At 67.6% G+C, this 24,571-nt stretch carries 23 protein-coding genes; 17 read left to right on the top strand and 6 right to left on the bottom strand.

Going from position 1 to position 24,571, the window contains the following annotated elements:
* Positions 1-71 precede the first annotated feature (71 nt).
* Entirely contained in the window at positions 72-710 is a 639-nt protein-coding gene (locus FO044_RS11535) for a dTMP kinase (protein WP_132992008.1), read from the bottom strand.
* Positions 711-806: 96 nt separating this feature from the next.
* Between FO044_RS11535 and mtrA the strand changes: the two genes are divergently transcribed.
* The 14 genes from mtrA to FO044_RS11465 all read left to right on the top strand — a co-directional run bounded on the left by mtrA (position 807) and on the right by FO044_RS11465 (position 17,810).
* Positions 807-1,493: an MtrAB system response regulator MtrA gene (gene mtrA / locus FO044_RS11530; protein ID WP_186290541.1), complete on the top strand. Its 687-nt coding sequence runs from the start codon at positions 807-809 to the stop codon at positions 1,491-1,493.
* Positions 1,490-3,100, top strand: a complete 1,611-nt coding sequence (gene mtrB, locus FO044_RS11525; protein ID WP_132992006.1) for an MtrAB system histidine kinase MtrB — start codon at positions 1,490-1,492, stop codon at positions 3,098-3,100. The genes mtrA and mtrB overlap by 4 nt, the downstream gene beginning before the upstream one ends.
* A complete protein-coding gene (locus FO044_RS11520) occupies positions 3,097-4,839 on the top strand; it encodes an LpqB family beta-propeller domain-containing protein (RefSeq protein WP_132992005.1) in 1,743 nt (580 codons plus the stop codon). The genes mtrB and FO044_RS11520 overlap by 4 nt, the downstream gene beginning before the upstream one ends.
* A gap of 64 nt (positions 4,840-4,903) precedes the next feature.
* Positions 4,904-5,602: a ComF family protein gene (locus FO044_RS11515; RefSeq protein ID WP_132992004.1), complete on the top strand. Its 699-nt coding sequence runs from the start codon at positions 4,904-4,906 to the stop codon at positions 5,600-5,602.
* Positions 5,603-5,875: 273 nt separating this feature from the next.
* Entirely contained in the window at positions 5,876-6,625 is a 750-nt protein-coding gene (gene hpf / locus FO044_RS11510; protein ID WP_132992003.1) for a ribosome hibernation-promoting factor, HPF/YfiA family, read from the top strand.
* 200 nt (positions 6,626-6,825) lie between these two features.
* Complete coding sequence (secA, locus tag FO044_RS11505) at positions 6,826-9,603, top strand: preprotein translocase subunit SecA (RefSeq protein WP_132992002.1); 2,778 nt, start codon at positions 6,826-6,828, stop codon at positions 9,601-9,603.
* Between the two features lie 13 nt (positions 9,604-9,616).
* A complete protein-coding gene (locus tag FO044_RS11500; RefSeq protein WP_143965689.1) occupies positions 9,617-10,600 on the top strand; it encodes a DUF808 domain-containing protein in 984 nt (327 codons plus the stop codon).
* A gap of 195 nt (positions 10,601-10,795) precedes the next feature.
* On the top strand, positions 10,796-11,251 hold the full coding sequence (locus FO044_RS11495) for an Rv3235 family protein (protein WP_222103201.1): 456 nt from the start codon (positions 10,796-10,798) through the stop codon (positions 11,249-11,251).
* A gap of 64 nt (positions 11,252-11,315) precedes the next feature.
* Entirely contained in the window at positions 11,316-12,824 is a 1,509-nt protein-coding gene (locus FO044_RS11490) for a wax ester/triacylglycerol synthase domain-containing protein (protein WP_132992000.1), read from the top strand.
* Positions 12,825-12,832: 8 nt separating this feature from the next.
* Positions 12,833-13,333, top strand: coding sequence for a DUF6912 family protein (locus FO044_RS11485; RefSeq protein ID WP_132991999.1), 501 nt, complete (start codon positions 12,833-12,835; stop codon positions 13,331-13,333).
* A gap of 126 nt (positions 13,334-13,459) precedes the next feature.
* A complete protein-coding gene (locus FO044_RS11480; protein ID WP_132991998.1) occupies positions 13,460-14,056 on the top strand; it encodes a mycothiol transferase in 597 nt (198 codons plus the stop codon).
* A 79-nt stretch (positions 14,057-14,135) separates the two neighbouring features.
* A complete protein-coding gene (locus FO044_RS11475; protein WP_132991997.1) occupies positions 14,136-15,248 on the top strand; it encodes a ferredoxin reductase in 1,113 nt (370 codons plus the stop codon).
* Positions 15,249-15,320: 72 nt separating this feature from the next.
* Entirely contained in the window at positions 15,321-16,583 is a 1,263-nt protein-coding gene (locus tag FO044_RS11470) for a fatty acid desaturase family protein (RefSeq protein ID WP_132991996.1), read from the top strand.
* Between the two features lie 9 nt (positions 16,584-16,592).
* Complete coding sequence (locus FO044_RS11465) at positions 16,593-17,810, top strand: fatty acid desaturase family protein (RefSeq protein ID WP_132991995.1); 1,218 nt, start codon at positions 16,593-16,595, stop codon at positions 17,808-17,810.
* Positions 17,811-17,849: 39 nt separating this feature from the next.
* On the opposite strand, the gene rsgA is transcribed toward FO044_RS11465, so the two are convergent.
* The 3 genes from rsgA to FO044_RS11450 form a co-directional block, all read right to left on the bottom strand.
* Entirely contained in the window at positions 17,850-18,860 is a 1,011-nt protein-coding gene (gene rsgA, locus FO044_RS11460; protein WP_132991994.1) for a ribosome small subunit-dependent GTPase A, read from the bottom strand.
* Complete coding sequence (gene aroA, locus FO044_RS11455; protein WP_132991993.1) at positions 18,857-20,143, bottom strand: 3-phosphoshikimate 1-carboxyvinyltransferase; 1,287 nt, start codon at positions 20,141-20,143, stop codon at positions 18,857-18,859. Before aroA ends, rsgA begins: the two co-directional genes overlap by 4 nt.
* A 65-nt stretch (positions 20,144-20,208) precedes the next feature.
* Positions 20,209-20,601, bottom strand: coding sequence for a VOC family protein (locus FO044_RS11450; RefSeq protein WP_132991992.1), 393 nt, complete (start codon positions 20,599-20,601; stop codon positions 20,209-20,211).
* 77 nt (positions 20,602-20,678) lie between these two features.
* Between FO044_RS11450 and FO044_RS11445 the strand changes: the two genes are divergently transcribed.
* Positions 20,679-21,149 carry an NUDIX hydrolase gene (locus tag FO044_RS11445; RefSeq protein ID WP_132991991.1) on the top strand — a complete coding sequence of 157 codons (471 nt, stop codon included), beginning with the start codon at positions 20,679-20,681 and terminating at the stop codon, positions 21,147-21,149.
* 18 nt (positions 21,150-21,167) lie between these two features.
* Here the strand turns inward: FO044_RS11445 and FO044_RS11440 are convergent, their stop codons facing one another.
* Entirely contained in the window at positions 21,168-22,340 is a 1,173-nt protein-coding gene (locus tag FO044_RS11440) for an aminotransferase class I/II-fold pyridoxal phosphate-dependent enzyme (RefSeq protein WP_132991990.1), read from the bottom strand.
* Positions 22,341-22,421: 81 nt separating this feature from the next.
* Positions 22,422-23,264, bottom strand: a complete 843-nt coding sequence (locus tag FO044_RS11435; RefSeq protein WP_132991989.1) for an aldo/keto reductase — start codon at positions 23,262-23,264, stop codon at positions 22,422-22,424.
* Between the two features lie 120 nt (positions 23,265-23,384).
* Here FO044_RS11435 and FO044_RS11430 point away from each other — a divergent pair, with 120 nt between their 5' ends.
* Positions 23,385-23,579 (top strand): hypothetical protein, encoded by a 195-nt coding sequence (locus FO044_RS11430; protein WP_132991988.1) that lies wholly within the window; start codon positions 23,385-23,387, stop codon positions 23,577-23,579.
* A gap of 33 nt (positions 23,580-23,612) precedes the next feature.
* Positions 23,613-24,536: an NADP-dependent oxidoreductase gene (locus FO044_RS11425; RefSeq protein WP_132991987.1), complete on the top strand. Its 924-nt coding sequence runs from the start codon at positions 23,613-23,615 to the stop codon at positions 24,534-24,536.
* Positions 24,537-24,571 lie beyond the last annotated feature (35 nt).

Genomic DNA, 24,571 nt, shown 5'->3' with positions numbered 1-24,571 from the left:
AGGTTCCAGACTGAACGCGAGCGGCGGCCATCCGGGTCCGGGTGGCCGCCGTCGGCGTATCCGCGCGAGGTCTAGACCGTCAGCTGATCGATCACGGCGGAGACCGCGGCGTCGTCGGCGGCGTGCGACCAGTCGGACATCCAGCGGGCCGAGACGAGGTCGGAGTAGGCCCGGTAGACGGCCGACTGGAGGTCGCCGTCGCGTTCGTAATGGTCGACCGGCCGGTCGACGTCGGTGATGGCCCGGTCGGACGCTCGGGCCATCGCGACATCCGGTGGCACGCCGAGCAGCAGCTGATGGTCGGGGATGGGGAGACCGAAACGGCCGAACTCGAGATCGGCGACCCAGTCGACCACCGGCGACCGCGTCACGTCCTCGCGGAGGCGGGCGGCACTGTACGCGGCGTTCGAGGCGACGTACCGGTCGCAGAGGACGAGGTCGTACTCGCGGAGCGCGGCCTTGATCGCAGCTCCGGCCGCAGCGCGATCGAGTGCGAACAGGAGGGCCATGCCGTAGACGCTGTCGGGCAGGTCGCCGTGCTCACCGTGCAGTGCCTCGGAGGCGATATCGGCGGTGATCGACTCGCCGTATCGGGGGAAGGCGACGGTCGAGGTGCGCGCGCCGCGCTCGGTAGCTGCCGCGGCTATGCGGCTGACGATGGTCCGCTTACCGGCTCCATCGAGGCCTTCGATCGCCACCAGGATTCCCACGCGTAACAGTCTACGGCCGAGAATCAGCACCCGTGGGAGGTGCGTCACGGGTGCTCGGCGCGTCGAAACGGCTCAACGGCCATCCGAGGTGACACGATGTGTCACATGAAGCCTCGCATCCTCGTCGTCGACGACGACGCAGCCCTCGCCGAGATGCTGACCATCGTGCTTCGCAACGAAGGGTTCGAGCCGTTCGTCGTCGGCGAAGGCACCCAGGCGCTGACCGCGGTCCGCGAAGTGCGACCCGATCTGGTTCTGCTCGACCTGATGCTGCCCGGCATGAACGGCATCGACGTCTGCCGTGTGCTGCGGGCCGATTCGGGTGTGCCGATCGTGATGCTGACGGCCAAGTCCGACACCGTCGACGTGGTGCTCGGGCTCGAGTCGGGCGCCGACGACTACATGGTGAAGCCCTTCAAGCCGAAGGAGCTCGTCGCGCGTATCCGCGCCCGGCTGCGCCGCACCGAGGACGAGCCGGCCGAGCTGCTGGCGATCGGCCCGGTGGAGATCGACGTGCCCGCCCACAACGTGACCCGCGACGGTGAGCAGATCTCGCTGACGCCACTCGAGTTCGATCTCCTCGTCGCCCTTGCTCGCAAGCCGCGCCAGGTGTTCACCCGTGACGTGCTGCTCGAACAGGTCTGGGGTTACCGGCATCCCGCGGACACCCGCCTGGTGAACGTGCACGTTCAGCGACTCCGCGCCAAGGTCGAGATCGATCCGGAGAACCCCGAGATCGTGTTGACGGTGAGAGGGGTCGGCTACAAGGCCGGACCGCCGTGAGCGGGCGTCGGCGGTTCAACCGTCTCGTCGGCAAAACGCAGCGCGCGGCCAGTTCTGTCGGCCGCGCGTTCGCGTCGGTGTGGTCGCGTTCGCTGCAACTGCGCGTCGTCGTCTCCACGCTCGTCCTCTCGTTCGTCGTTCTCCTCATCCTCGGGTTCCTGCTCGTCAGTCAGATCACCGATCGGCTCCTGGAAGCCAAGGAGACGGCGGCCAACGACGAGGTCGATCGTGCGCGTGGAGTCGTCGAACGCGTGCTGAGCAGTCAGGAGTCGACCACCTCGACCCAGAATCAGATGGCGCGGGCCCGATCGTTGCTCTCGTCGAGCGACTCGGAGTCCAGTCAGGCGGCGCTCGCGGTCGGCACATTCGACAGTGTGCTGACCGTGAAGGACTCCGAGGCCGCCGAGTCGGACATCTCGGTGGGTCCGGTCGGCGAGGTCCCGGAGTCCCTGCAGAAGCTCATCGGCGGGGGACAGGTCGCGTACCAGTACTCCTCCGTGGAACGCGGAGACGAGGTGGCCCCGGCGCTGGTGATCGGCACGCCTGTCGAGTCGCCCGTCCAGGGGCTGGAGCTCTACCTGGTGTTCCCGCTCTCGGGCGAGCAGAACACCGTGTCGTTGGTGCGCGGCACCCTGCTGGCGGTCGGCATCGTGCTGCTCGGGCTGCTGGCCGCCATCGCCTGGCTGGTGTCGCGTCAGGTGATCGCGCCCCTGCGGTCCGCCTCGCGGATCGCCGTCCGGTTCGCCGACGGGCGGCTCACCGAGCGCATGCCCGTGCACGGCGATGACGAGTTCGCGCACCTGGCGACCTCGTTCAACGACATGGCGGAGAGTCTGTCCAAGCAGATCACCCATCTGGAGGAGTTCGGCGGCCTGCAGCGCCAGTTCACCAGCGACGTCAGTCACGAACTGCGCACCCCGCTCACCACCGTGCAGATGGCGGCCGACGTGCTGTACGAGAGCCGGGACGACCTGGATCCGGTTCAGCGGAGATCCGTGGAACTGCTCCAGAAGGAACTCGGCAGATTCGAGATGCTCCTCACCGAACTCCTGGAGATCTCGCGTCACGACGCGGGCATGGCCGACCTGGCCGCCGAGCGGATGGACGTCGCGATACCGGTCGACGGCGCGGTCTCGACGGTCGCTCACCTGGCCGATGAGGCGGGCAGCGAACTGGTCGTCAACCTGCCCGCCGATCCGGTCCTCGCGGAGATCGATCCGCGTCGGGTGGAGCGCATCCTGCGGAATCTGCTGGCCAACGCCGTCGACCACGGTGACGGCAAACCCATCACCCTCACCATGCGATCGGACGGCGACGCCGTCGCCATCACCGTGCGCGATCAGGGAGTCGGTCTGCGCCCCGGCGAGGAGAAGCTGGTGTTCAACCGTTTCTGGAGGTCCGACCCGTCGCGGGTGCGGCGCACCGGCGGCACCGGCCTCGGTCTGGCGATCAGCATCGAGGACGCGCGCCTGCACCATGGCAGGCTGGAGGCGTGGGGTGAACCAGGAAGCGGCTCGTGCTTCCGACTGACGCTCCCGCTGATCCGCGGACACAAGCTCCTCGGCAGTCCGCTACCGCTCAAACCCGCCCCGGAGGTGTCCCGGTGACCGCCCGCACCACTGCGTCAAGGCGCCTGATCGGACTCATCGCAGTCGCGGCCGCGGTCTTCACCTCGACCGGCTGCGTTGCGATCCCGGATTCGTCGGCGCCGCAGCCGATCGAGGCGTTCGACCGCAAACTGCCGGTCAACGCAGTCCCGGAGCCGCGCCGTTCGGACGATCCGGAGACGCTCGTGCGGAATTACGTCAAGGCGATGGCCGACCCCAGCGGCGGGCACTCGGCCGCCCGCAAGTTCCTCACCGACGACGCCTCGAAGCGCTGGGACGATCAGGGCGAGATGCGAATCGTCGACAACGTGAGCGTCATCGTGGACGAGCGGACCGAGGCGGCCGTCCGGCTGCGGATCACCGCCGATCAAGTGGGGAGACTGAGTCCAGAGGGGCAGTTGCTGCCGGCGTCGGGGGCGCTGGTCACTCCGTTGACATTGCGTCGGGTGCGGGGCTCGTGGCGGATCAACGGCGACCAGCTGCACGGCACGATCACCGATCGGGAGCAGTTCCTGACCGCGTACCGACAGGCGGACCTCTACTTTCCGGACCCGTCGATGTCGCGGCTGGTCACCGACCCTCGCTGGGTGTTCGGCGCCACTCCTCAAGCGACCGAGCTGCTCGCGCGTCTGCTGCAGGGGCCGTCGCCGGATCTGAGCGGCGCGATCGGCTCGGGGGCCGAGAAGGGCGTCAGCTTGTCCGGACCGGTGTCCGGGGACAACGGTCAACTGTCCATCGACCTGAACAACATGGTCGATGGCGACGCCGCCAACCGGACGGTGCTCGCCGCGCAGATCATCTGGACGCTGGACGAGGCGGGAATCACCGGCCCGTACACGATCAACGCCGACGGTGCGCCGCTCGTCGCCAATCACGACCACGGATGGCGGACGGCTGACGTCCAGTCGTTCCAGCCGGATCCGCAGGAGGCGGCGGCCGTGCCACTGCATCTGGTCAGCGACGGCAAGCTGCTTCGCACCGCGGGGGGCCGGGCGGTTCCGGTACCCGGACCGCTCGGTGATGGACGCTCGGTCCGGAACGCCGCAGTGACCCGGGACCTGAGCCGCGCAGCGGTGGTCGAGGAGCGTGACGGCAAGCAGGTTCTGCTCGAGGGACCGTACGGTGCGGCGCCGACCGAGGTGACCAGCGGTCGGGTGATCAACTCGCCGACCTACGTCGCGGACTCGTCGGACGGGTACGCGGTGGTCGACGGCCATCCGGTCGAGTGGTCGGTCGACGGTCAGGGGAGCGTGCGGTCGCTCGAGCTCGACATCTCGGCGGTCCGGGAGAAGGCTCCCGGTCCGATCACCGCGATGAGCGTCGCTCCCGACGGTGTGCGCGTCGCACTGGTGGTGTCCGGCCGCCCGATGCTCGCGGTCGTCTCCACCAACGAGCGGGGACTCCCGTCCCTGACCGGGGTGCGCCCCGCAGCCATCGACATCGACACCGCGGTACAGGACATCGCGTGGTCGACCGGCAGCACGCTGTACGCGGTGCGGTTGGGCGACGAGACACCGGTGATGCGGATCCCGCTGGCCGGGGGCGAGTCGAGCGGCCTGGTCGGCGGCAACCTGAAACCGCCCGTGACCCGGGTGAGCGCATCGCCTGCGACTGTGTACGTGACCGATACGCAAGGCGTTCAGCAGCTGGGAGTCGGGCCGGGCCGCACGGATCAGTACTGGACGAGTGTGAGTCCGGATACGCGGTCGAGCACGATTCCGGTGATTCCCGGCGGCTGACTCGGCCGACCCGCCTGTGGACCGCCCGGGTGACCGATGACCGCCACCGCGGAATGATCGGTGCATGGGCTCGTCGGCGACGGGGCGCGCAGTCCGCACACTGCTGGCCGCGGTCGGCGATCTCGCCGTGCCCGTCCTGTGCGGAGGGTGTGCACGCCCGGGCACGCCCTGGTGCGACGGTTGCGCGTCGACGATCCGGGACGTTCCGCGTGCACTGCGTCCGCGCGTCGACCCGGGCGTGCCCGCGTGGGCCGTCGGCCGGTACGCGGGCCCGCTGCGCGGCGCCGTCCTGGAGCTGAAAGAGCACGGCAGGCGCGATCTGGCGCCGATTCTCGGGGACGGGCTGGCCGCCGCGCTGATGACGCTCGCCGAGTGGGGCGACCTCCCATCGTGCAGGCATCTGGCGCTGGTGCCCGCGCCGACGAGGACCGCATCCGCCCGGCGCCGCGGCGGTGACCCGGTCACCGCGGTCACATCGGCGGCGGCGACCAGACTCGGCTCCGGTGCGCACGTGGTACCGGTGCTCGCGACCGCGCACCTCACCCGCGACTCGGCCGGCCTCGGAGCCGGGGCGCGGTCGTCGAACCTCGCGGGTGCGATCCGGTTGACGCGACGTCCGCAGGCGGTGATGCGGTCACCGCACACCCTCACCGTGCTCGTGGACGACGTTCTCACCACCGGCGCGACGTCCGCGGCGTCCGTACGCCGGCTCGCTCAGGCGGGTGTCCGGGTTCGGGCCGTGGTGGTGCTGGCGGGCGCCTGACACCACGGGAGCGGCAGTAGATCATCAAAACGTGGCCGGACGGCAAGAATGCAGATACCTTCGGAAGTGGCAGTGATGAACGTCGAGTGCCGGGAGGTGATGACCCTTCTCCGAGCCTGATGGACTGATCACGCCCGGGGACCCATCGCTGTTCATCTGAGCAGCTGTACTGCCCCGCACGCGGGTTCCTGACACGAATCCGGTTGTGCGGTCAGCGAATTGATATCCCTCTGGGTGATGTCCCAGACGGGAGCAATCGGAGGAGGAACTCGAATGACGGTCGTTCACCGAAAAGGTCAACGTGAGCCGAAGGGTCCGGAACCGCAGACGCGCGAACAGCAGGAAGCCGCGTTCACCCCACCCCCCGCTTCTTCGTCCGCCGGCGAACTCGCCGTGCCGCGCGCCGAGGTCTCCTGGAACGGCCGGAATGTGGAGATCCCCGATCACTACCGCGCGTACCTGGGTGACAAACTGTCCCGCCTCGAACACTTCGACGAGTCGCTGTTCCGTTTCGACGTCGTCCTGTATCACGAACCCAACCGGCGCCGGATGAAGGAGAGTCAGGTCGTGGAGGTCACCGGCATCGGCCGGGGGCCGATCGTCCGGGCGCAGGGGAGCGGAGAGAACTTCTACGCCGCCACCGAACTCGCTTTCGACAAGCTGCACAAGCGACTGCGCCGGTCCAAGCGCCGCAAGCAGGTCCGCAAGGACGGCAACCGACGCGCCACGTCGCTCGCGGAGGCGACCTACGACGCCGTCCCGCCCCTGCCCGCCGTACCTGAGCTCGATGGGGTCGAGCCGAACGGGGCCGACCGCTGGGACGACGGTGTGGAAGATCACCGTCCCGGGCAGGTCGTCCGCGTCAAGGACCATCCGGCGTCGCCGATGACAGTCGATGACGCGCTCTACGAGATGGAGCTGGTGGGGCACGACTTCTTCCTGTTCCACGATTCGGAGACCGATAAGCCCTCGGTGGTCTACCGTCGCCACGCGTTCGACTACGGGCTGCTCAGGCTGGCCTGACACGCACCTCACTCATGGCCGTCGCCCGGGAACGGGCGACGGCCATGCGGTGTCGTGGATGTCCGCTCAGCGAGGTTCCGGGGTGTGCTCCACACGCTCACGTCGCCGCGCCCCGTACCATGGACGCAGTTCTGTTCGGTCCGTCGCTGCGAATGCGACGACCGGCGGCGTACTCGACCGCCTACCCAGAGGATTAACCGTTGCTCAACAAGCTGCTCCGACTCGGCGAAGGCCGTCTGGTCAAGCGACTGGACTCGTACGCGACGAGCGTGGAAGCGCTGTCCGACGAGATGGAAGCGCTCACCGACGCAGAACTGCACGCGAAGACCGACGAGTTCCGTAAGCGTCTCAAAGACGGTGAGAGCCTCGACGACATCCTTCTCGAGGCATTCGCAACGGTGCGTGAAGCCGCATGGCGCGTCATGGGCCAGAAGCACTTCCACGTCCAGATCATGGGCGGCGCAGCCCTGCACTTCGGCAACATCGCCGAGATGAAGACCGGTGAGGGCAAGACGCTGACGTGTCTGCTGCCCGCCTACCTGAACGGGCTGTCGGGCAAGGGCGTGCACGTCATCACGGTCAACGACTACCTCGCCAAGCGTGACGCCGAGTGGATGGGTCGCGTGCACCGGTTCCTGGGTCTGGAGACCGACGTCATCCTGACCGGCATGTCGCCCGACCAGCGCCGCGCCGCGTACGCAGCCGACATCACGTACGGCACCAACAATGAGTTCGGCTTCGACTACCTCCGCGACAACATGGCGCACTCGATGGAGGATCTCGTTCAGCGCGGCCACAACTTCGCCGTGGTCGACGAGGTCGACTCGATCCTCATCGACGAGGCCCGCACCCCGCTCATCATCTCCGGTCCCTCGGACTCGTCGAGCAAGTGGTACGGCGAGTTCGCACGGATCGCGCCGCTCCTGGAGAAGGACGTCCACTACGAGGTGGACATCAAGAAGAAGACCATCGGCGTGCACGAGGCTGGTGTCGAGTTCGTCGAGGACCGGCTGGGCATCGACAACCTGTACGAACCGTCCAACTCGCAGCTGGTCAGCTACCTGAACAACTCCATCAAGGTGAAGGAGCTGTTCCACCGCGACAAGGACTACATCGTCCGCAACGGCGAGGTCATGATCGTCGACGAGTTCACCGGGCGCGTCCTGGACGGTCGTCGCTTCAACGAGGGCCTGCACCAGGCGATCGAGGCGAAGGAAGGCGTCGAGGTCAAGGCGGAGAACCAGACTCTCGCCACGATCACGCTGCAGAACTACTTCCGCCTGTACGACACGCTCTCGGGTATGACCGGTACCGCCGAGACCGAGGCGGCTGAGTTCCAGGCGACCTACAAGCTGGGCGTCGTCGAGATCCCGACGAACCGTCCGATGGTGCGCAAGGACCGGGCCGACCTCATCTACAAGTCCGAGCCTGCCAAGTTCGACGCGGTCGTCGCCGACATCGCCGAGCGGAATGCCAAGGGGCAGCCGGTTCTGATCGGCACCACGAGCGTCGAACGCTCCGAGTACCTGTCGCAGAAGCTCACCGAAGCCGAGGTCGAGCACTCCGTGCTGAACGCCAAGTTCCACGAGCAGGAGGCGCAGATCATCGCGGAGGCCGGGCGCTTCGGCGCGGTCACCGTCGCCACCAACATGGCAGGCCGAGGCACCGACGTCGTGCTCGGCGGCAACCCCGACATCATCGCCGATACCCGCCTGCGTAAGGCCGGTCTCGACCCGGTGAACACTCCGGACGAGTACGAGACGGCGTGGGACGAGGCGATCGAGGTCGCACGCTCGGCGGCCGCCGACGAGGCCGACGGGGTCCGTGAGGCCGGCGGCCTGTACGTCCTCGGCACCGAGCGTCACGAGTCGCGCCGCATCGACAACCAGTTGCGCGGCCGGTCCGGCCGCCAGGGCGATCCCGGCGAATCGCGCTTCTACCTGTCGCTGGGCGACGAGTTGATGCGCCGCTTCAACGGCGCCGCGCTCGAGACGATCATGACGCGCGTCAACCTTCCGGAAGACGTGCCGATCGAGGCGAAGATGGTCACCCGCGCCATCCGCAGCGCGCAGACGCAGGTCGAGGAGCAGAACTTCGAGATCCGCAAGAACGTCCTCAAATACGACGAGGTGATGAACTCCCAGCGCAAGGTCGTCTACAGCGAGCGCAAGGAGATCCTCGAAGGCCATGATCATCGGGCCGAGGTCCGCAACATGGTCAGCGACGTCGTCGGCGCGTACGTCGACGGCGAGACGGCCGTCGGCTACGCGGAGGACTGGGATCTCGACCGGTTGTGGGAGGCGCTCGGCAAGCTGTACCCGATCTCGCTCGACCAGAAGGACATCGTCGACGAGAACGAGTTCGGCGAGCGGGAGGACGTCTCCCGCGAGGAACTGCGGACGATGATCGTCGACGATGCGCTGGCCGCCTATGACCGCCGCGTCCAGGAGATCGTCGACGTGGCCGGTGATGAGGGCATGCACAACCTCGAGCGGTCGGTGTTGCTCTCGGTGCTCGACCGGAAGTGGCGCGATCACCTGTACGAGATGGACTACCTCCGTGAGGGAATCCACCTGCGTTCGATGGCGCAGCGCGACCCGGTGGTCGAGTACCAGCGCGAGGGCTACGACATGTTCATGGGCATGCTCGACGCCATCAAGGAGGAGACCGTCTCGATCCTCTTCAATGCGCAGGTCGAACTGCAGAGCACCGCACCCGCTCTCGGTACCTCGGTGAGCGACATGCTCGCGGGCGCCGGGTTCGGCGACGACGAGGCGCCGGCGGATGACGAAACGGCTCATACCTTCAGCGGTCCGGGCGAGGACGGTGCCGCCGAGATTCATTCGCAGGCGCAGGAGCTCGCGGGTGCCGCACCGTCACCGGCTTCTGCTGCACGGGCGTCCGGCGACGAGCCGGTCCAGGGGAGCCGTAAGGAGCGCCGGGAAGCCGAGCGCCGCAACCGTCGCCGCAAGAAGTAGCTACGCTTAGCGGATGAGCGCTGGACTCGCCGCACTGCTGGACGACGTCGCCGTACTGGCCAAGATGGCGGCCGCGTCGGTAGACGACGTCGCCGCCGCCACCGGGCGCGCGAGCATGAAGGCCGTCGGGGTGGTCGTCGACGACACCGCGGTCACGCCGCGCTACGTGCACGGCGTGGGACCCCAACGGGAGCTTCCGATCATCGGCAAGATCGCGAAGGGGTCGCTGCGCAACAAACTGCTGATCATCCTGCCGATCGCGATGATCCTCAGTCAGTGGCTGCCGTGGCTTCTGACGCCGATCCTGATGATCGGCGGCACCTACCTCTGCTACGAGGGTGCGGAGAAGATCTGGGAATGGATCTCCGGTCACTCGACGGCGGAGGAGAACGCCGACGAGGTGGGGCCGGACCAGGAGAAGGCCGTCGTCAGCAGTGCTGTCCGCACCGACTTCATCTTGTCCGCCGAGATCATGGTGATCGCGCTGAACGAGGTTGCCGACGAAGCGTTCCTCGCCCGCGCCGTCATCCTGATCGTCGTCGGGATCCTGATCACCGCGCTGGTGTACGGCGTGGTGGCGGCGATCGTGAAGATGGACGACATCGGTCTGGCGCTGGCCAAGCGGGAGACCACCGCGGTCGCCGCGATCGGCCGCGGGCTGGTGCGGGCGATGCCGGTGGTGCTGTCGACCTTGAGCATCGTCGGCGTGATCGCGATGTGCTGGGTGGGCGGGCACATCGTCCTCGTCGGGGCCGACGAACTCGGCCTGCCGTACCCGTACGACGTGGTCCACCACATCGAGGAGTGGTTCGGAGGCCTGATCCCGGCGATCGGCGGCGTCATCGGCTGGATCGCGAACACGCTCGCGTCCGCGGTGTTCGGAGTGATCTGGGGAGGGCTGGTACTGCTGATCGTGCATGCGTTGCCATGGCCGGAGAAGTTGCCCTGGGCGAAGGAGAAGCACGGGGCGGACGAGCCCCAGCACAGCGCGGATTAGCAGGAACCCCGACATGCCGACTCGGATGGGAGTCCGGAGGGCCGCTGACGGCCGGTGCTGTCGACGATCGACGGATGGCGATCGGCACGCGGGCAGCCGAACCCTCTCTCCGGAACTTTCTCGCCGGAGGCCTTTTCCCAGAAGCCTTCTCGCAGTGTCGTGGAACCGGAAGCCTCCGGTGTGCGTCCAACTGTTATGAGCACCGTCATATTCGCCACCCCGAAATCCGCGATCGCCAGTTCCGGCGCACCGACAACCGGGACGAGCGCTCCGCCGCTCGAATCTGCGCGTGCCGCCCGCACCGCGGCCGTCGGCACGCTGCAGCGGGTATTCGAGGTCCTCGACGGACGCCGCCCATGCGAGCACCTCGCCACGGTCACCTCGCCGGACGTCTTCGCGCAACTGACGATGGTGCTGCAACGCCGGGAGGCGGGGCCCGGACGTGCAGGCGGACCCGGAACGACGGCGCGCCTGCGGCGCGTTCACCTGCAGATGGCCTCGCCCCGACAAGCGGACTGCTTCGGCACTGTGGAGCGTGCGTCGAGGGTCAGGGCAGTGGTCGGCCGACTCGAGTTGAGACCGGTCCGTCTTCCCGGCAGACGCCGTTTTCCCGAGCTCCGGTGGGTGCTGATCGAATTCGGCATCATCTGACTGGCCGTTGTTCGTGTCGTGGGAGTGGGGAGCGGCCGGTAGGACACCTAGACTCGATCTCATCATGGTGAATCGATTGTCGGCGGAAGACGCGATGTTCTACTTCCTCGACGGAGCCGGTACCAGTGCGGCGATGGGCGCACTGATGATCGTCGACCCGTCGGTGGTCGGCGGTGCCGATTCCGAGGGGAAGCTCGACTACTCGTCGCTCGTGTCCCTGGTGGAGCGACGGCTGCAACTGGTGCCGCGGTATCGGCAGGTCGTGAACGAGGTTCCGTTGGGTCTCGGCCGGCCGCTGTGGGTGGACGACGCCGACTTCGACATCAATTTCCACATCCGGTTGTCGGCGCTCCCTCGACCGGGAGCTCCCGAGCAACTGCAGGAGTTGATAGCGCGGCTCATGTCGCGTCCGCTCGATCGGACCAGACCCCTGTGGGAGCTGTATCTCATCGAGGGGCTCGCCGACGGGCACGTCGCGGTGCTGACGAAGACCCACCGGTGCCTTATCGCCGGACCGGAGAACCGGGAGCTGAGCGAGGTCATCACCGACTTCACGCCCGAGCCTCCCGACCTGGACGAGGACCTGTGGATGCCGGGGCATCCGCCCGGGCAGACCTCGATCACGGTCGGTGCGCTCGCGGATGCGATGGCGCGTCCCGGCGAACTCGTCGACTCGTTGCTGCGTGGGAACGGTCCGGTCGCCGACGTGTGGTCGGTGGCCGACAAGTCGGCGCGGTTCGTCGTCTCCGCGGTGCAGCAGCTCGTCAACACCGCGCCCGACAGCCCGCTCAACGCCGTCACCACGTCGTCGAGGCTGTTCGCGGCGGCCCGGGTGCCGCGGACGGACTGCGCGCGCATCGCCGCGCGTTTCGACTGCAGCTTCAACGACGTCGTCTTGGCGATGACCGCCGGTGTGCTGCGCCGTTGGACGCAGTCGGTGAACGACTCGGTCGGTCACGGCGAGACGGTCCGGGTGATCCTTCCCCTGCGAGCGCGCGATCCGGAAGGGGCCGTGGTCGGCAACGGAAGCTGGGTGCCCGAGTACGAACCGGAGTTCGTCACGGACCTTCCGATCGGCGAGGATTCGCCTGCCGTCAGGCTGATGCAGGTGGCGGGCCTGGCCGATCGGTACGCCACGTCGCCTCGCCGGTTGGCGCCCGAGATGAAACCGCTGCTCCCCGAACTCGGGATGATTCCGTTCGCCGGCTTCTCGACGCGAGCCTTCAGCAGCATCTTCCAGCGCACGTACAACGTGCCGGTGAGTATGAGCGGTCAGGTCTCCGGCCGGTTCCTGCGGGGGTGCCGGGTAGACGAGATCTACACGATCCCGGCCCTGCTGGCTCAGCGGGCGCTCGCGATCAGCGTGAACGAGTACGGCGACTCGGTGCAGTTCGCGTTCATCGCCGACCGTGCCGTTGTCGGTGACCTGCCCGCCATGGCGGGGTATCTGATGGACTCGTTCGACGAGTTGCTGCACAGCCCGGTGGTTCCTTCGACCTTCCCGAAGAAGCGGCCCCATCCCGTCAGTTCCAGCTCCGATTTCAGCCCCGATTCCGACAACGAAGGGAAGTGAGCCTGCGCATGCGGGTATATCTGCCGGCAACGCTCGAGATGGTGCAGGGCCTGTCCGCAGGCGGCGACGAGATCTTCATGCCGCTCGGCGGCACGGGGTTCGCGGTGACGCCGGCGCTGCGCGAGGCGTACACCTCGGGTGACGACGAGGAACTGGGTGAAGCGGCGCTTCGCGAGGCCGCTCTGGCCTCGTTGCGGCTGCTGTCGGCGCCGTCGGACTCCGATCTGCCGCTGCGGCGCGTGGTGGTCGTGGCGGATGCGGACGCCACGGTCCGTTCCGACCTCGATGATGCCGTGGTGAAGGTGTCCGGGGGCGTCGCTCTCGCCGACATCGTCGCGGTGCACGTGGACGGAGCCGACGCGGAGAAGTCGGTCCGCGCAGCAGTCGACGTCATCGACGCAGCCGATATGGGGGATGAGGACGCCGAGCTGGCAGTCGGCGACGTGGAGGACCACGACCTCGGCTGGTACGCGACTCAGGAGCTGCCGTTCCTGCTCGAGCTCCTCTAGCAACCGGACAGAAACTGACCGCTGAACTGATTCACACTGCGGACGGAAACTGTCCGGATGCCTTGCGATCCTGATTGAAGAACGACGGCCGCTCCGGTCCTCGTCACAGGTCATCAGGAGAAGAAGATGCACGCTCCAGCACGTCAGAACGAAAGCAACGCCGCGATCACCTGCATCGACGAACAGCTCGATGCACTCCGCGCCGCGCTCCTCGGGCTCACCGAGGATCAAGCCCGTCAGACGCCGTGCCGCAGCGCACTGTCGATCGCCGGCATTCTCAAGCACGTCGAACACGGGATGCGGGGCGGCATCGTCCGCTTCGGGACGCCCGGGTGGACCCCGCAACCGATCGATGAGGAGGCGTTCAACGCCTACATGGGCAGTTTCGCGCTCACCGGCGAGGAGACGGCGACCGGGATGATCGAGCGGTTCGACGCGACTCGGATCGAGTTCATCGAGGTTCTCCGCGGCCTCGACCCAGACGCGGACACGGTGGAGCCGCCTGCGCCGTGGTACGGGATCAACGAGTCGTCGACGATCAAGACCCGTTCGTATCTGATCCATCAGATCGAGGAGTTCGCCCGGCACGCCGGTCACGCCGACATCATCCGCGAGCAGATCGACGGGACCTCGGTGCCGTCACTCATGCTGACGATGGCCGGAGTGTCGGGTGAGGGATTCATCGCGGCGTACGAGCCCGCAGCGGGGACGCTCCTGGCCTGAAGCCGGCGTTCGCCGTCCGCACTCGGAGCCGCTAACCTACGGTGTCGTAGGTTGGAACGGGTCGACGGAGGAGTCGCACATGGGTTGGCGGGAACGATTCGAGGCACCGGTCGCGGGTGTGGCGGGCAGCTCGGGTGGCAAGTGGGCGCGCGCCGCACTCGCACGGGTCACGACCCCGCTGCTTCCGGACGACTACCTGCACCTGGTGAATCCGCTCTGGTCGGCTCGCGAGCTCCGCGGACGGATCGTGTCGGTGACACCGGTGACCTCGGATAGCGCCACCATCGTCGTCCGTCCGGGATGGGGTTTCTCGTTCGATTACCACCCGGGCCAGTACATCGGCATCGGTGTGCTGGTGGACGGCAGGTGGACGTGGCGCTCGTACTCGCTCACCTCGGAGCCGGACAGCTCGCGCGACGCGGGGACGGTGTCGATCACCGTGAAGGCGATGCCGGAGGGCTTCCTCTCGTCGCACCTGGTGAACGGTCTGACGCCGGGGACCGTGGTGCGGTTGGCCGCGCCCGCGGGAGAGTTCGTCCTGCCCGATCCGCTGCCCGCCAAGCTGCTGTTCGTCACGGCCGGAAGCGGAGTCACCCCGATCATGTCGATGCTGCGGATGATGCGGCGACGCAGGCAGCGGGTCGATGCGATACTCGTGCATTCCGCGCCGGATGCCGCCGACGTGCTGTTCGCTGGCGAGTTGCGCGAGATCGACGACAGCGGACTCGTCGAGGTGAAGCTCCGTCTCACGCAGAGCGACGGTCGACTCGATTCCGCGGCGCTCGCCGAACTCGTGCCCGACCTGACCGAGCGCGAGGTGTGGGCGTGCGGGCCGGGAGGCTTCATCGAGATGGTCACCTCGACGTTCGAGCAAGCGGGGCGCAGTGATCATCTGCACATCGAGAGGTTCGCGCTCGAACGCGGCGAGGCCGGTGCGCAAGGCGGCACGGTGACCTTCGGGCGAGGCGGGAAGCAGATCGAGGCCGACGGTGCCGCAACGCTGCTCGAGGCGGGTGAGAAGGCCGGGGTGCTCATGCCGTTCGGCTGCCGGATGGGCATCTGCCAGAGCTGCGTCGTGATGCTCGACAAAGGGGCCGTACGGGACCTGCGAAACGGTGCGGAGCACGTCGAAGGTGAACGCATCCAGACCTGTGTCAGTGCGGCGGCGGGGGACTGCACGCTGGACGTCTGACGCTCCGGTGGACAAGCTACGGATTGGTAACCTACGATTGCGTAAGTTACGTATCCGTAGTGAGGAGTGAATGTGGCTATCGCCGACATCCCGGAGTACGCACATCTGACGGACTCAGACGTCGAGGCACTCGGCGCCGAGCTCGACGCGATCCGCGCCGACATCGAAGCGGACCGCGGCGAACGCGACGCCCGCTACCTGCGCAACACCATCCGCCTGCAGCGCGGGCTCGAGGTCACCGGCCGCGCATTGACGGTGGGTGCACGCAAGCGCTCCATGTGGTGGGCGGGCGCCACCACGCTCGGCCTCGCCAAGATCGTCGAGAACATGGAACTCGGCCACAACGTGATGCACGGCCAGTGGGATTGGATGAACGACCCAGAGGTGCACTCCACGTCGTGGGAGTGGGACAACACCGGGCCCAGCGCGCACTGGAAGCACACCCACAACTTCATCCATCACAAGTACACGAACGTGCTCGGCATGGACGACGACGTGGGCTACGGACTGCTGCGAGTCACGCGGGACCAGCGCTGGAAGCCGTTCAACCTGGGGAATCTCTTCTACAACACGGCACTCGCGGCCCTGTTCGAGTACGGCATCGCAGCGCAGCATCTGGAGCTCGGCAAGAAGCGCAAGACGCCGGAGGCGAAGGCGGAACTGCGCCGGGACATCACGGACGTCGGGACCAAGATCGCCCGCCAGGTGGGCAAGGACTACGTCGTGTACCCGGCGCTCGTCGGTGCGGTCACGCGATCGCCGGAAGCCGCGCGCAAGACGGCGACGGCGAATCTGCTGGCCAACATCATGCGGAACTTCTGGACCAATGCCGTCATCTTCTGCGGGCACTTCCCGGACGGCGCCGAGAAGTTCACCAAGTTCGACCTCAAGGACGAGACGCAGGGGCAGTGGTATCTGCGCCAGATGCTCGGCAGTGCGAACTTTCGTTCGGGGCCCGTACTCGGGTTCATGAGCGGCAACCTCTCGTACCAGATCGAGCACCACATCTTCCCCGACCTGCCGAGTAACCGGCTCGCCGAGATCTCGGTTCGCGTCCAGGCGCTGTGCGAGAAGTACGACCTGCCGTACACCACCGGTTCGTTCCCGGTGCAGTACGCGAAGTCGTGGCGCACCATGGCGAAGCTGTCGCTCCCGAACAAGTACTTGCGTGCCACGAGTGACGATGCTCCCGAGACCGCGTCGGAGAAGCGCTTCCGCGGCGAGGGCGAGTCGCGTCTGACTCCGGTGGTCGACGCAGGCACCGGCCGTCGCCGCGGGCTGCGCACCGCGATCGCCGAGAACCGGTCTCGCCTCCGTGCGCGGGTCAGCGCATAATAGGCTCCGATGGCGATTTCGGATATCAATGAGTACGCGCACCTGACCGATGCAGACGTCGAGTCGCTGGGTGCCGAGCTCGACGCGCTGCGTCGGGAGATCGAGTCGAGCCGCGGTGAGCGCGACGCACGGTACGTGCGCCGGACGATTCAGGCGCAGCGCGGTCTCGAGGTTCTCGGTCGCGTCGCGCTGCTCGGCAGCCACCGCCGGTCGCTGTGGCTCCTGGGCTCGGGGTCTCTCGCCGTGGCGAAGATCATCGAGAACATGGAGATCGGCCACAACGTGATGCACGGCCAGTGGGATTGGATGAACGATCCCGAGGTGCACTCCACGTCATGGGAGTGGGACATGGTGTGCGCGTCTCCGCACTGGAAGCACTCGCACAACTACATCCACCACAAGTACACGAACGTGCTCGGCATGGATCACGACGTCGGGTACAAGATCCTGCGCATGACCCGCGACGAGGCGTGGGAGCCGCGCCGCGCGTTCCAGCCGTTCTTCAACGTGATGCTCGCCGCCACCTTCGAGTGGGGGATGGCGCTGCACGACCTCGAGTTGAAGGAGGTCGTCGCCGGGCGTAAGCCGATGGAGGAGGCGCGGCCGGAGATCAAGAAGTTCGTCGTGAAGGCGCTCCGGCAGATGGCCAAGGACTACGTGCTATTCCCGGCGATGACCGGACCGAACTTCACGCACACGGTCACCGCGAATCTCACCGCGAACCTCGTGCGCAACCTGTGGTCGTACCTGGTGATCTTCTGCGGGCACTTCCCGGACGGTGCGGAGAAGTTCACCGCTGAGACTCTGGAGAACGAGACGCAGGGGCAGTGGTACCTGCGGCAGATGCTGGGAACCGCGAACTTCGAGGCCGGCCCGGCGCTGGCCTTCATGAGCGGAAACCTCTGCTACCAGATCGAGCATCACCTCTATCCGGATCTGCCGAGCAACCGATACGCGGAGATCTCCATGCGGATCCGCGACCTGTGCGAGAGGTACGACCTGCCGTACAACACCGGCTCGCTCACGATGCAGTATCTGCGCACCCTGCGCACCGTCAACAAGTTGGCGCTGCCCGATTGGATGCTCAGCGCGACCACCGACGATGCGCCCGAGACTGCTTCGGAACGCCGGTTCGACGGGATCAATCCGCGTGCGCGAGGACTGCGTACCGCACTCGCACAGCTCAAGGAGCAGCGGCGGTCCCAGCGGTTCGCCCGTGCTGCCTGAACCGGGTTGACGCCACCGGACGAACCTGACCGGTGGGCCTCATGCCTCCGACGGTGAGCCGGAGACGGCGCTGAGGAGTTCCCGCACGGCCATGGCACGTCGGTGCGAAGAGTCCGTCAGGTCGTCCAGTGCGCACTCGGGATCCGCGGGTGGACCGAGGTGCGTGCACCCGCGCGGGCAATCGTCGATGGCGTCGCGCAGGTCGTCGAAGGCGTCGATGATCTCATCTGCGGTGATGTGCGCCAGCCCGAACGACCGGATGCCCGGAGTGTCGACCACCCAGCCGCGAGCGCCGTCGCGGTCGGGGAGCGGCAGTACCACCGATTGCGTCGACGTGTGTCTGCCCTTGCCGACGCCGGACACGACGCCTGTTGCCCGATCAGCCTCCGGCACAAGACGATTCACCAGCGTCGACTTCCCGACGCCGGAATGCCCGATCAGCGCGGTCACCTTGTGGTCGAGGATCTCCCACAACTCGTCCAGCGGGTCGTCGCGACCTGTCACCACGACGGGCAGTTCGAGATCGGCGAAGTGGGCGGTGAACTCCGCCGGATCAGCGAGATCGGACTTGGTGAGACAGAGGATCGGGGTGAGACCGCCTGCGTAGGCCGCGGCGAGAGCGCGCTCGACGAAGCCGGTGCGTGGCGGCGGGTCCGCCAGCGCGGTCACGATGAGCAGTTGATCGGCGTTCGCCACGACGATCCGCTCGTACGGATCGGTGTCATCCGCGGTGCGCCGCAGCACCGTTCGGCGATCCTCGACTCGCACGATGCGGGCCAGGGTGTCGGGGCGGCCGGACAGGTCGCCGACGACGCCCACCTGATCGCCGACGACGATCGGGGTACGGCCCAGTTCGCGGGCGCGCATCGTGACCACATGGCGGTCGGGGTCGTCGCCGATCACGCAACCCCAGCGGCCGCGGTCCACCGAGACCACCATCCCGGTCTCGGCGTCGGCGTGCTTCGGACGGGTCTTGGTGCGTGGACGACTGCCTTTGGCGGGCCGGATCTTCACATCCGACTCGTCGTACGTCCGCGCACCCCGGCTCACGAGGCTGTCCCGGCCATGGTCTCCCACATGGAGACGAAGTCGGGCAGCGTCTTCGCAGTGGTCTCGACGTCCTCGATCCCGACTCCACGCACCCGCAGGCCGATCAACGACCCGGCCGTGGCCATGCGGTGATCGGCGTAGGTGCGCCATACCCCGCCGTGCAGCGGGGAGCCGACGATGACGAGCCCGTCGTCGGTCTGCCGGCAGTCGCCGCCGAGCCCGTTGATCTCGGTGCTCAACGCAGCGAGACGGTCGGTCTCGTGGCCGCGCAGGTGCGCGATGCCGCGCAACGTCGACGTGCCATCGGCGAGTACCGCCAGCGCGGCGATCGTGGGGGTGAGCTCACCGACGTCGTGCAGGTCCGCGTCGATCGGGGCGAGGTCGTCGGGGCCGGTCACGGTGAGGAGGCCGTCGTCGGTGCGGGTGACGGTCGATCCCATCCGGGCCAGGATCCCGGTGATCGCCTCGCCGGGTTGGGTGGTGGTGGACGGCCAGCGCGGCACGCTCACCCGACCGCCGGTGGCCGCCGCAGCTGCGAGGAAGGCGGCGGCGTTCGATAGGTCCGGTTCGATCGCCCAGTCGATCGCCTGCACCGGCCCCGGGCCGACCGACCAGCGGACGGGCGCGCCGGACGGGTCGGTTTCGGCGGTGACGGTCACGCCTGCCTGCGCGAGCATGTCGATCGTCATGTCGATGTGCGGCATCGACGGGACGGGCTCGCCGTCGTGGGTGATCTGAACGCCGCGGTCGAACCGTGCAGCCGACAGCAGCAGGCCCGACACGAACTGCGACGATGCGGATGCATCGATGGTCACGGCGCCGCCCTCGACGGCGCCTGTTCCGTGCACAGTGAGCGGCAGGGTGGCGCCGTCGATCGAGACGCCCAAGTGGCGGAGCGCGTCGAGCACGGTGTGCAACGGGCGGCTGCGCGCCTGCTCGTCGCCGTCGAACTCGACGTCCCCGGTGGCCAGTGCCGCCGTAACCGGAAGGAATCGCATGACGGTGCCTGCGAGGCCGCAGTCGATCTGCGCGGCGTGCAAGGGCGCAGGCGTGATGGCGACGGACGTCGGATCGTCCGGGTCGGCGGAGATGCCGACACCGAGCGCGGCGAGACCGGCGAGCATGAGGTCGGTGTCCCGGCTGCGGAGGGTTCCGGTGATCTGCGACGGGCCGTCGGCGAGTGCGGCGAGGATCAGTGCTCGGTTGGTGATCGACTTGGATCCGGGCAGGTCGACGAGGGCGTCGATGGGGGAGGCGACGTACGGCGACTGCCAAGTGTTCATGTCTGCCAGTCTTTCACGACGGTCGGCGACGTCGGACTGGGACCGCATGGAGTCGGCGCCGGCCGTCATCGCCGGTGATCGCGCCGCAACGGGTGGTCAGCGGGGATCTCGACCAGAATGACGCCTCGGCCGTCGGGGTCGTGGATCGTCATCTCGACGAGGCCCCACGGCTTGGTCTCGGGCTCGGCGTGGATGGGCACGTCGAGGGCGGCCAGCTCGTCCCGGGCCGCCGCGACGTCGCGGACCTGAAGCCATAGGACGTCCCGCGGTTCGGCGCCGACCGAGCCTGCCGCCGGCGCCAGGTGGGCGGGGACCTCCAGGAGTCCGGCCCCGGCGTGGAACACGACGCCCGCCGGGTACTCGCGTGCGACGGCCAGCTGGAGGGTGTCCCGGTAGAACGCCGTGAGCCGGTCGGGATCGTGGGAGGTCAGCAGGGTGCGGCTCGTCAGGATCTCCATGCGTCCACGGTATCGGGAAAAGGCGGCTGTGAGAACGTTGACCGCATCGAGGTGAACCCAGGACGACGAGGAGCGACATGGCGGAGCGCAGCGCGGGGATCCTGTTGTACCGGCTCGTCGCTGCGGGCGGCGTGGAGGTTCTGCTCGTGCACCCGGGAGGACCGTTCTGGGCGCGCAAGGACGACGGCGCCTGGTCGATCCCGAAGGGCCTCGTCGAGGCGGACGAGGACGAGTTCGCGGCTGCGCGAAGGGAGTTCGCCGAGGAGACCGGGCACGCGGCTCCCGATCGACCGGCCCTTGATCTCGGCGAGGTGCACCTGCGCAGTGGGAAACGGGTGCACGGGTTCGCGGTGGAGGGGGATCTGGACCCCGCGACGATCGTGAGCAACACCTTCGAGATGATGTGGCCGCCGAGATCGCATCGCATGCAGGAGTTCCCGGAGGTGGACCGGGGCGAGTGGTTCGATCCGGCGGATGCGGTGGTGAAGCTGAACCCGGCGCAGGGCGCGTTCGTCGAGCGGTTGGCGGACCGACTCGACGTGAGTTGAGGCTGTCACCCCAGCTGCCTACTCGAGACCGGCGACGAACCTGCCGAGGCGCTCGATGCCGAGGGCGAGATCGTCCTGCGACGCGGCGTACGACAGCCGCACGTACTGTTCGGCGCCGACGTCACCGAAGTCCTTGCCCGGCGTGAGCGCCACGTGCGCCTCGGAGAGGGCTCGCTCGCAGAACTGCGTTGCGGTGCGGCCGGTCCGACTCACATCGACGTACACGTAGAAGGCCCCGTCCGGTGGAACCGGTACATCGAGGCCGATGCGGGCGAGTCTGTCGAGCACGAGTTCGCGGCGCGCCCGAAGTTCGGTGCGGCGTCCCTCGGCGACCGCGATCGTCTCGGGCTCGAAGCAGGTCAGCGCGGCCATCTGCGCCGGGGTCGGCGGACAGATGTAATAGTTCTGGGCGAGGCGCTCGGCGACCGGGACCATCTCCTCGGGCACCACGGCCCAGCCCAGGCGCCATCCCGTCATGCCGAAGTACTTGGAGAAGCTGTTGATCACGATGGCGCCCGGGTCGTCGGCTGCGATGCTCCGAGGACGTCGGCCGTCCACGTCGTCGGCGAGGCCGAGGTAGATCTCGTCGACCATGCGCCAGCCGCCGTGCCGCTCGGCGACGCCGGTGAGCGCGATCAGTTCGTCGTAGTCCAGAGACGTGCCCGTCGGGTTGGACGGCGACGCGACCATGACTCCCCGGGTTCGGTCGGTCCAGGATCGTTCGACGGTCTCGGCATCGAGTTGGAAACTGCTGTCGGGACCGGTGGGCAGCAGGCGGACGTCGCCACCGAAGCTCTCCGCGAAGCGGCGATTGCACGGGTACGACGGGTCGCCGACCAGCACCTCGTCGCCGGGGTCGATCAGGGCGGCGCACGAGAGGAGGAGTGCAGCCGAGGCTCCGGTGGTCACCACCACTCGGTTCGCGCCTATCGGGGCGTCGAAGTGGTCGCCGCTGAACCGAGCGATCGCGGACCGCAGCTCAGGAAGCCCGAGGCCCCCTGTGTACGCCAGCGGCCTGCCGTCGCTCACCTCGCGCACGGCTTCGAGGAACGACGGCGGCGCACCGAAATCGGGTTCGCCGATGTTGAGCTTCACCACATGGTGGCCTGCGGCTTCGAGTTCGGCAGCGTGCTTTCCGAACTCCATCGCGTAGAACGGAGTGACGGCCTCGGCGCGGCGGGAGAAACGCATGCACTGCATGCTATTCGCCGCAGCGGGCCGAGGCCGTCGCACCGCGCTCGTCATGCGGCGAGCGTGATCAGCTGCGCCCGCTCACTCCGGGACGAAGTTGAACGTCGCCGGGTCGGGACCGAAGCGATGATTCTTATCGAGAGCGTCGATCCGCTCGACCTGCGGCTGCGACAGATCGAAGTCGAAGATCTCACTGTTCTCGGCCGCGCGCTCCGGGGTGGACGACTTCGGGAAGATGACGTCACCGCGTTGGATGTGCCACCGCAACGTCACCTGCGCGACACTGCGATTCACCTCCTCGGCGATCTCGGCGAGCACCGGGTCGTCGAGCACCGCGCCCTGTGCGAGCGGTGCCCACGCCTCGGTCGCGATCTCGTGACGCTCATTGAACTCGCGCAGCTCGTCTTGCTGGAAGTACGGGTGCACCTCGATCTGGTTGACCGCTGGAACGACGTCCGTGTCGGCGAGGAGTCGTTCCAGGTGGTCGGCGTTGAAGTTCGAGACGCCGATGGTGCGGACGTTGCCTGCCCGGTACTCGGCTTCGAGGGCGCGCCAGGTCTCCACGAAGTCGCCGACCTCCGGGAGCGGCCAGTGGATCAGGAACAGGTCGATGGGACCGAGTCCGAGCCGCTCGGTGGTGCGCGCGAGGGCATCGGCGACCACGGCCGGATCGTGCACGTCGTTGTTCAGCTTGCTCGTGACGAAGATGTCGGAACGGTCGATCCCGGAGTCGCGGATCGCTTCGCCGACCTCCTTCTCGTTGCCGTACATCTGCGCGGTGTCGATGTGCCGGATGCCCGCGTTCAGGGCGGAGGTCACCGCGGCCTTGGTCTCCGCGGGCGGAATCTGGAAGGTGCCGAATCCGAGCTGGGGAATCGCTGCGTCGTTGTTGAGGTGAACGGACGGGATGTTGTTTACGGCCATGCCCCGTGTAATGCGCGCGGTGGGGCCGACTATTCCCGGCATGGGGGAGAACCCGGATCTTGTCCCTGGGATCGCCTCTGCGCTGGTGCTTTCCATCGAACTCGGTGCCACTGTTGAAGCATGAGCACACAGACAGAATTCTCAACCAGCACCGATTCGGGCGGAATGTCCATCTGGAAGATCGTGGCAGTCGTCATCGCCATCCTCATCGTGGTCTCGATGATCGGTCCTCTGGTCAAGGCGGCCTTCTGGATCGGGCTGCTCGCACTGGTCGTCGTCGGCGCCTACTCGCTCCTCAAGGCCGGCAAGGGCTGACCCGATCGGGCGAGCGCGCCTACGATGGCGGACATGGCACAGAAGATCGTCGCCACCGGTTACGGTGCGCCTCGCGAAGTCCTGTCCATCGCCGACGTTGAGGAGCCGGTCCCCGGTCCGGGCCAGGTCGTGGTCGAAGTCAGAGCGGCCGGACTGAACCCGTTCGACGTGAAGAAGGTTCAGGGTGCGATGGGTTCGGATCCCTCGGCGCTGCCGCTCGCGCTGGGCGGTGAGGCCGCAGGCGTGATCCGCAGTGCGGACGACGATTCCGGTTTCGCGCCCGGCGACGAGGTGGTCGTCTATCCGGCTTCGGGCGCGTTCGCCGAGTTCGTTTCAGCCGACACGAAGAACGTGCACACCAAGCCGTCCGGCGCTCCTTTCGATGCGGCGGCGGGCCTGCTGCTCGCGGGCGTCACCGCCTTCGACACGGTCGCCACTCTTGGTCTGGGCGCTGACGACACGGTGCTGATCCATGGCGGCTCGGGTTCCGTCGGGTCGGTCGCCATCGTCCTCGCGATCTCGCGCGGGGCGAGAGTGATCGCGACCGCTTCACCCGGAAACCACGAACATGTCCGCGACCTCGGTGCCGTTCCGGTCGCGTACGGAGACGGCCTGGTCGATGCAGTCCGCTCGGCTGCACCGTCGCCGGTGACGGCCGTCATCGATACGGCGGGCTCCGACGAGGCCATCGACGCATCCTTGGAGTTCGTGGAGCCCGCGCGCATCGTGAGCATCGCCGCGTTCGGCCGTGCCGACGACGGCATCGTGCTCCTCAACGGGTCGAGCGAGCAGAGCAAGAAGAACCGCTCCGCGGCCGCCGAGCCGTTGCTGACCGCGCTCGCCGATGGTGAGATCTCGGTCGACATCGCGGGGTCTTTCGCGTTCGCCGACGCCGCCGACGCCTTCGAGGCGCTCGACGGGAATCATCCGCGTGGCAAGTTCATCCTGCATCCGTAACCGAGGTATCAGATAACCGGCGGGACCAGGTATCC

The organism is Gordonia zhaorongruii (genome assembly GCF_007559005.1).
In the GTDB taxonomy this organism is placed as follows: Bacteria; Actinomycetota; Actinomycetes; order Mycobacteriales; family Mycobacteriaceae; genus Gordonia; species Gordonia zhaorongruii.
The sequence above is the reverse complement of the archived record's forward strand: the minus strand, read 5'-3'. Positions and strand labels throughout refer to the sequence as shown.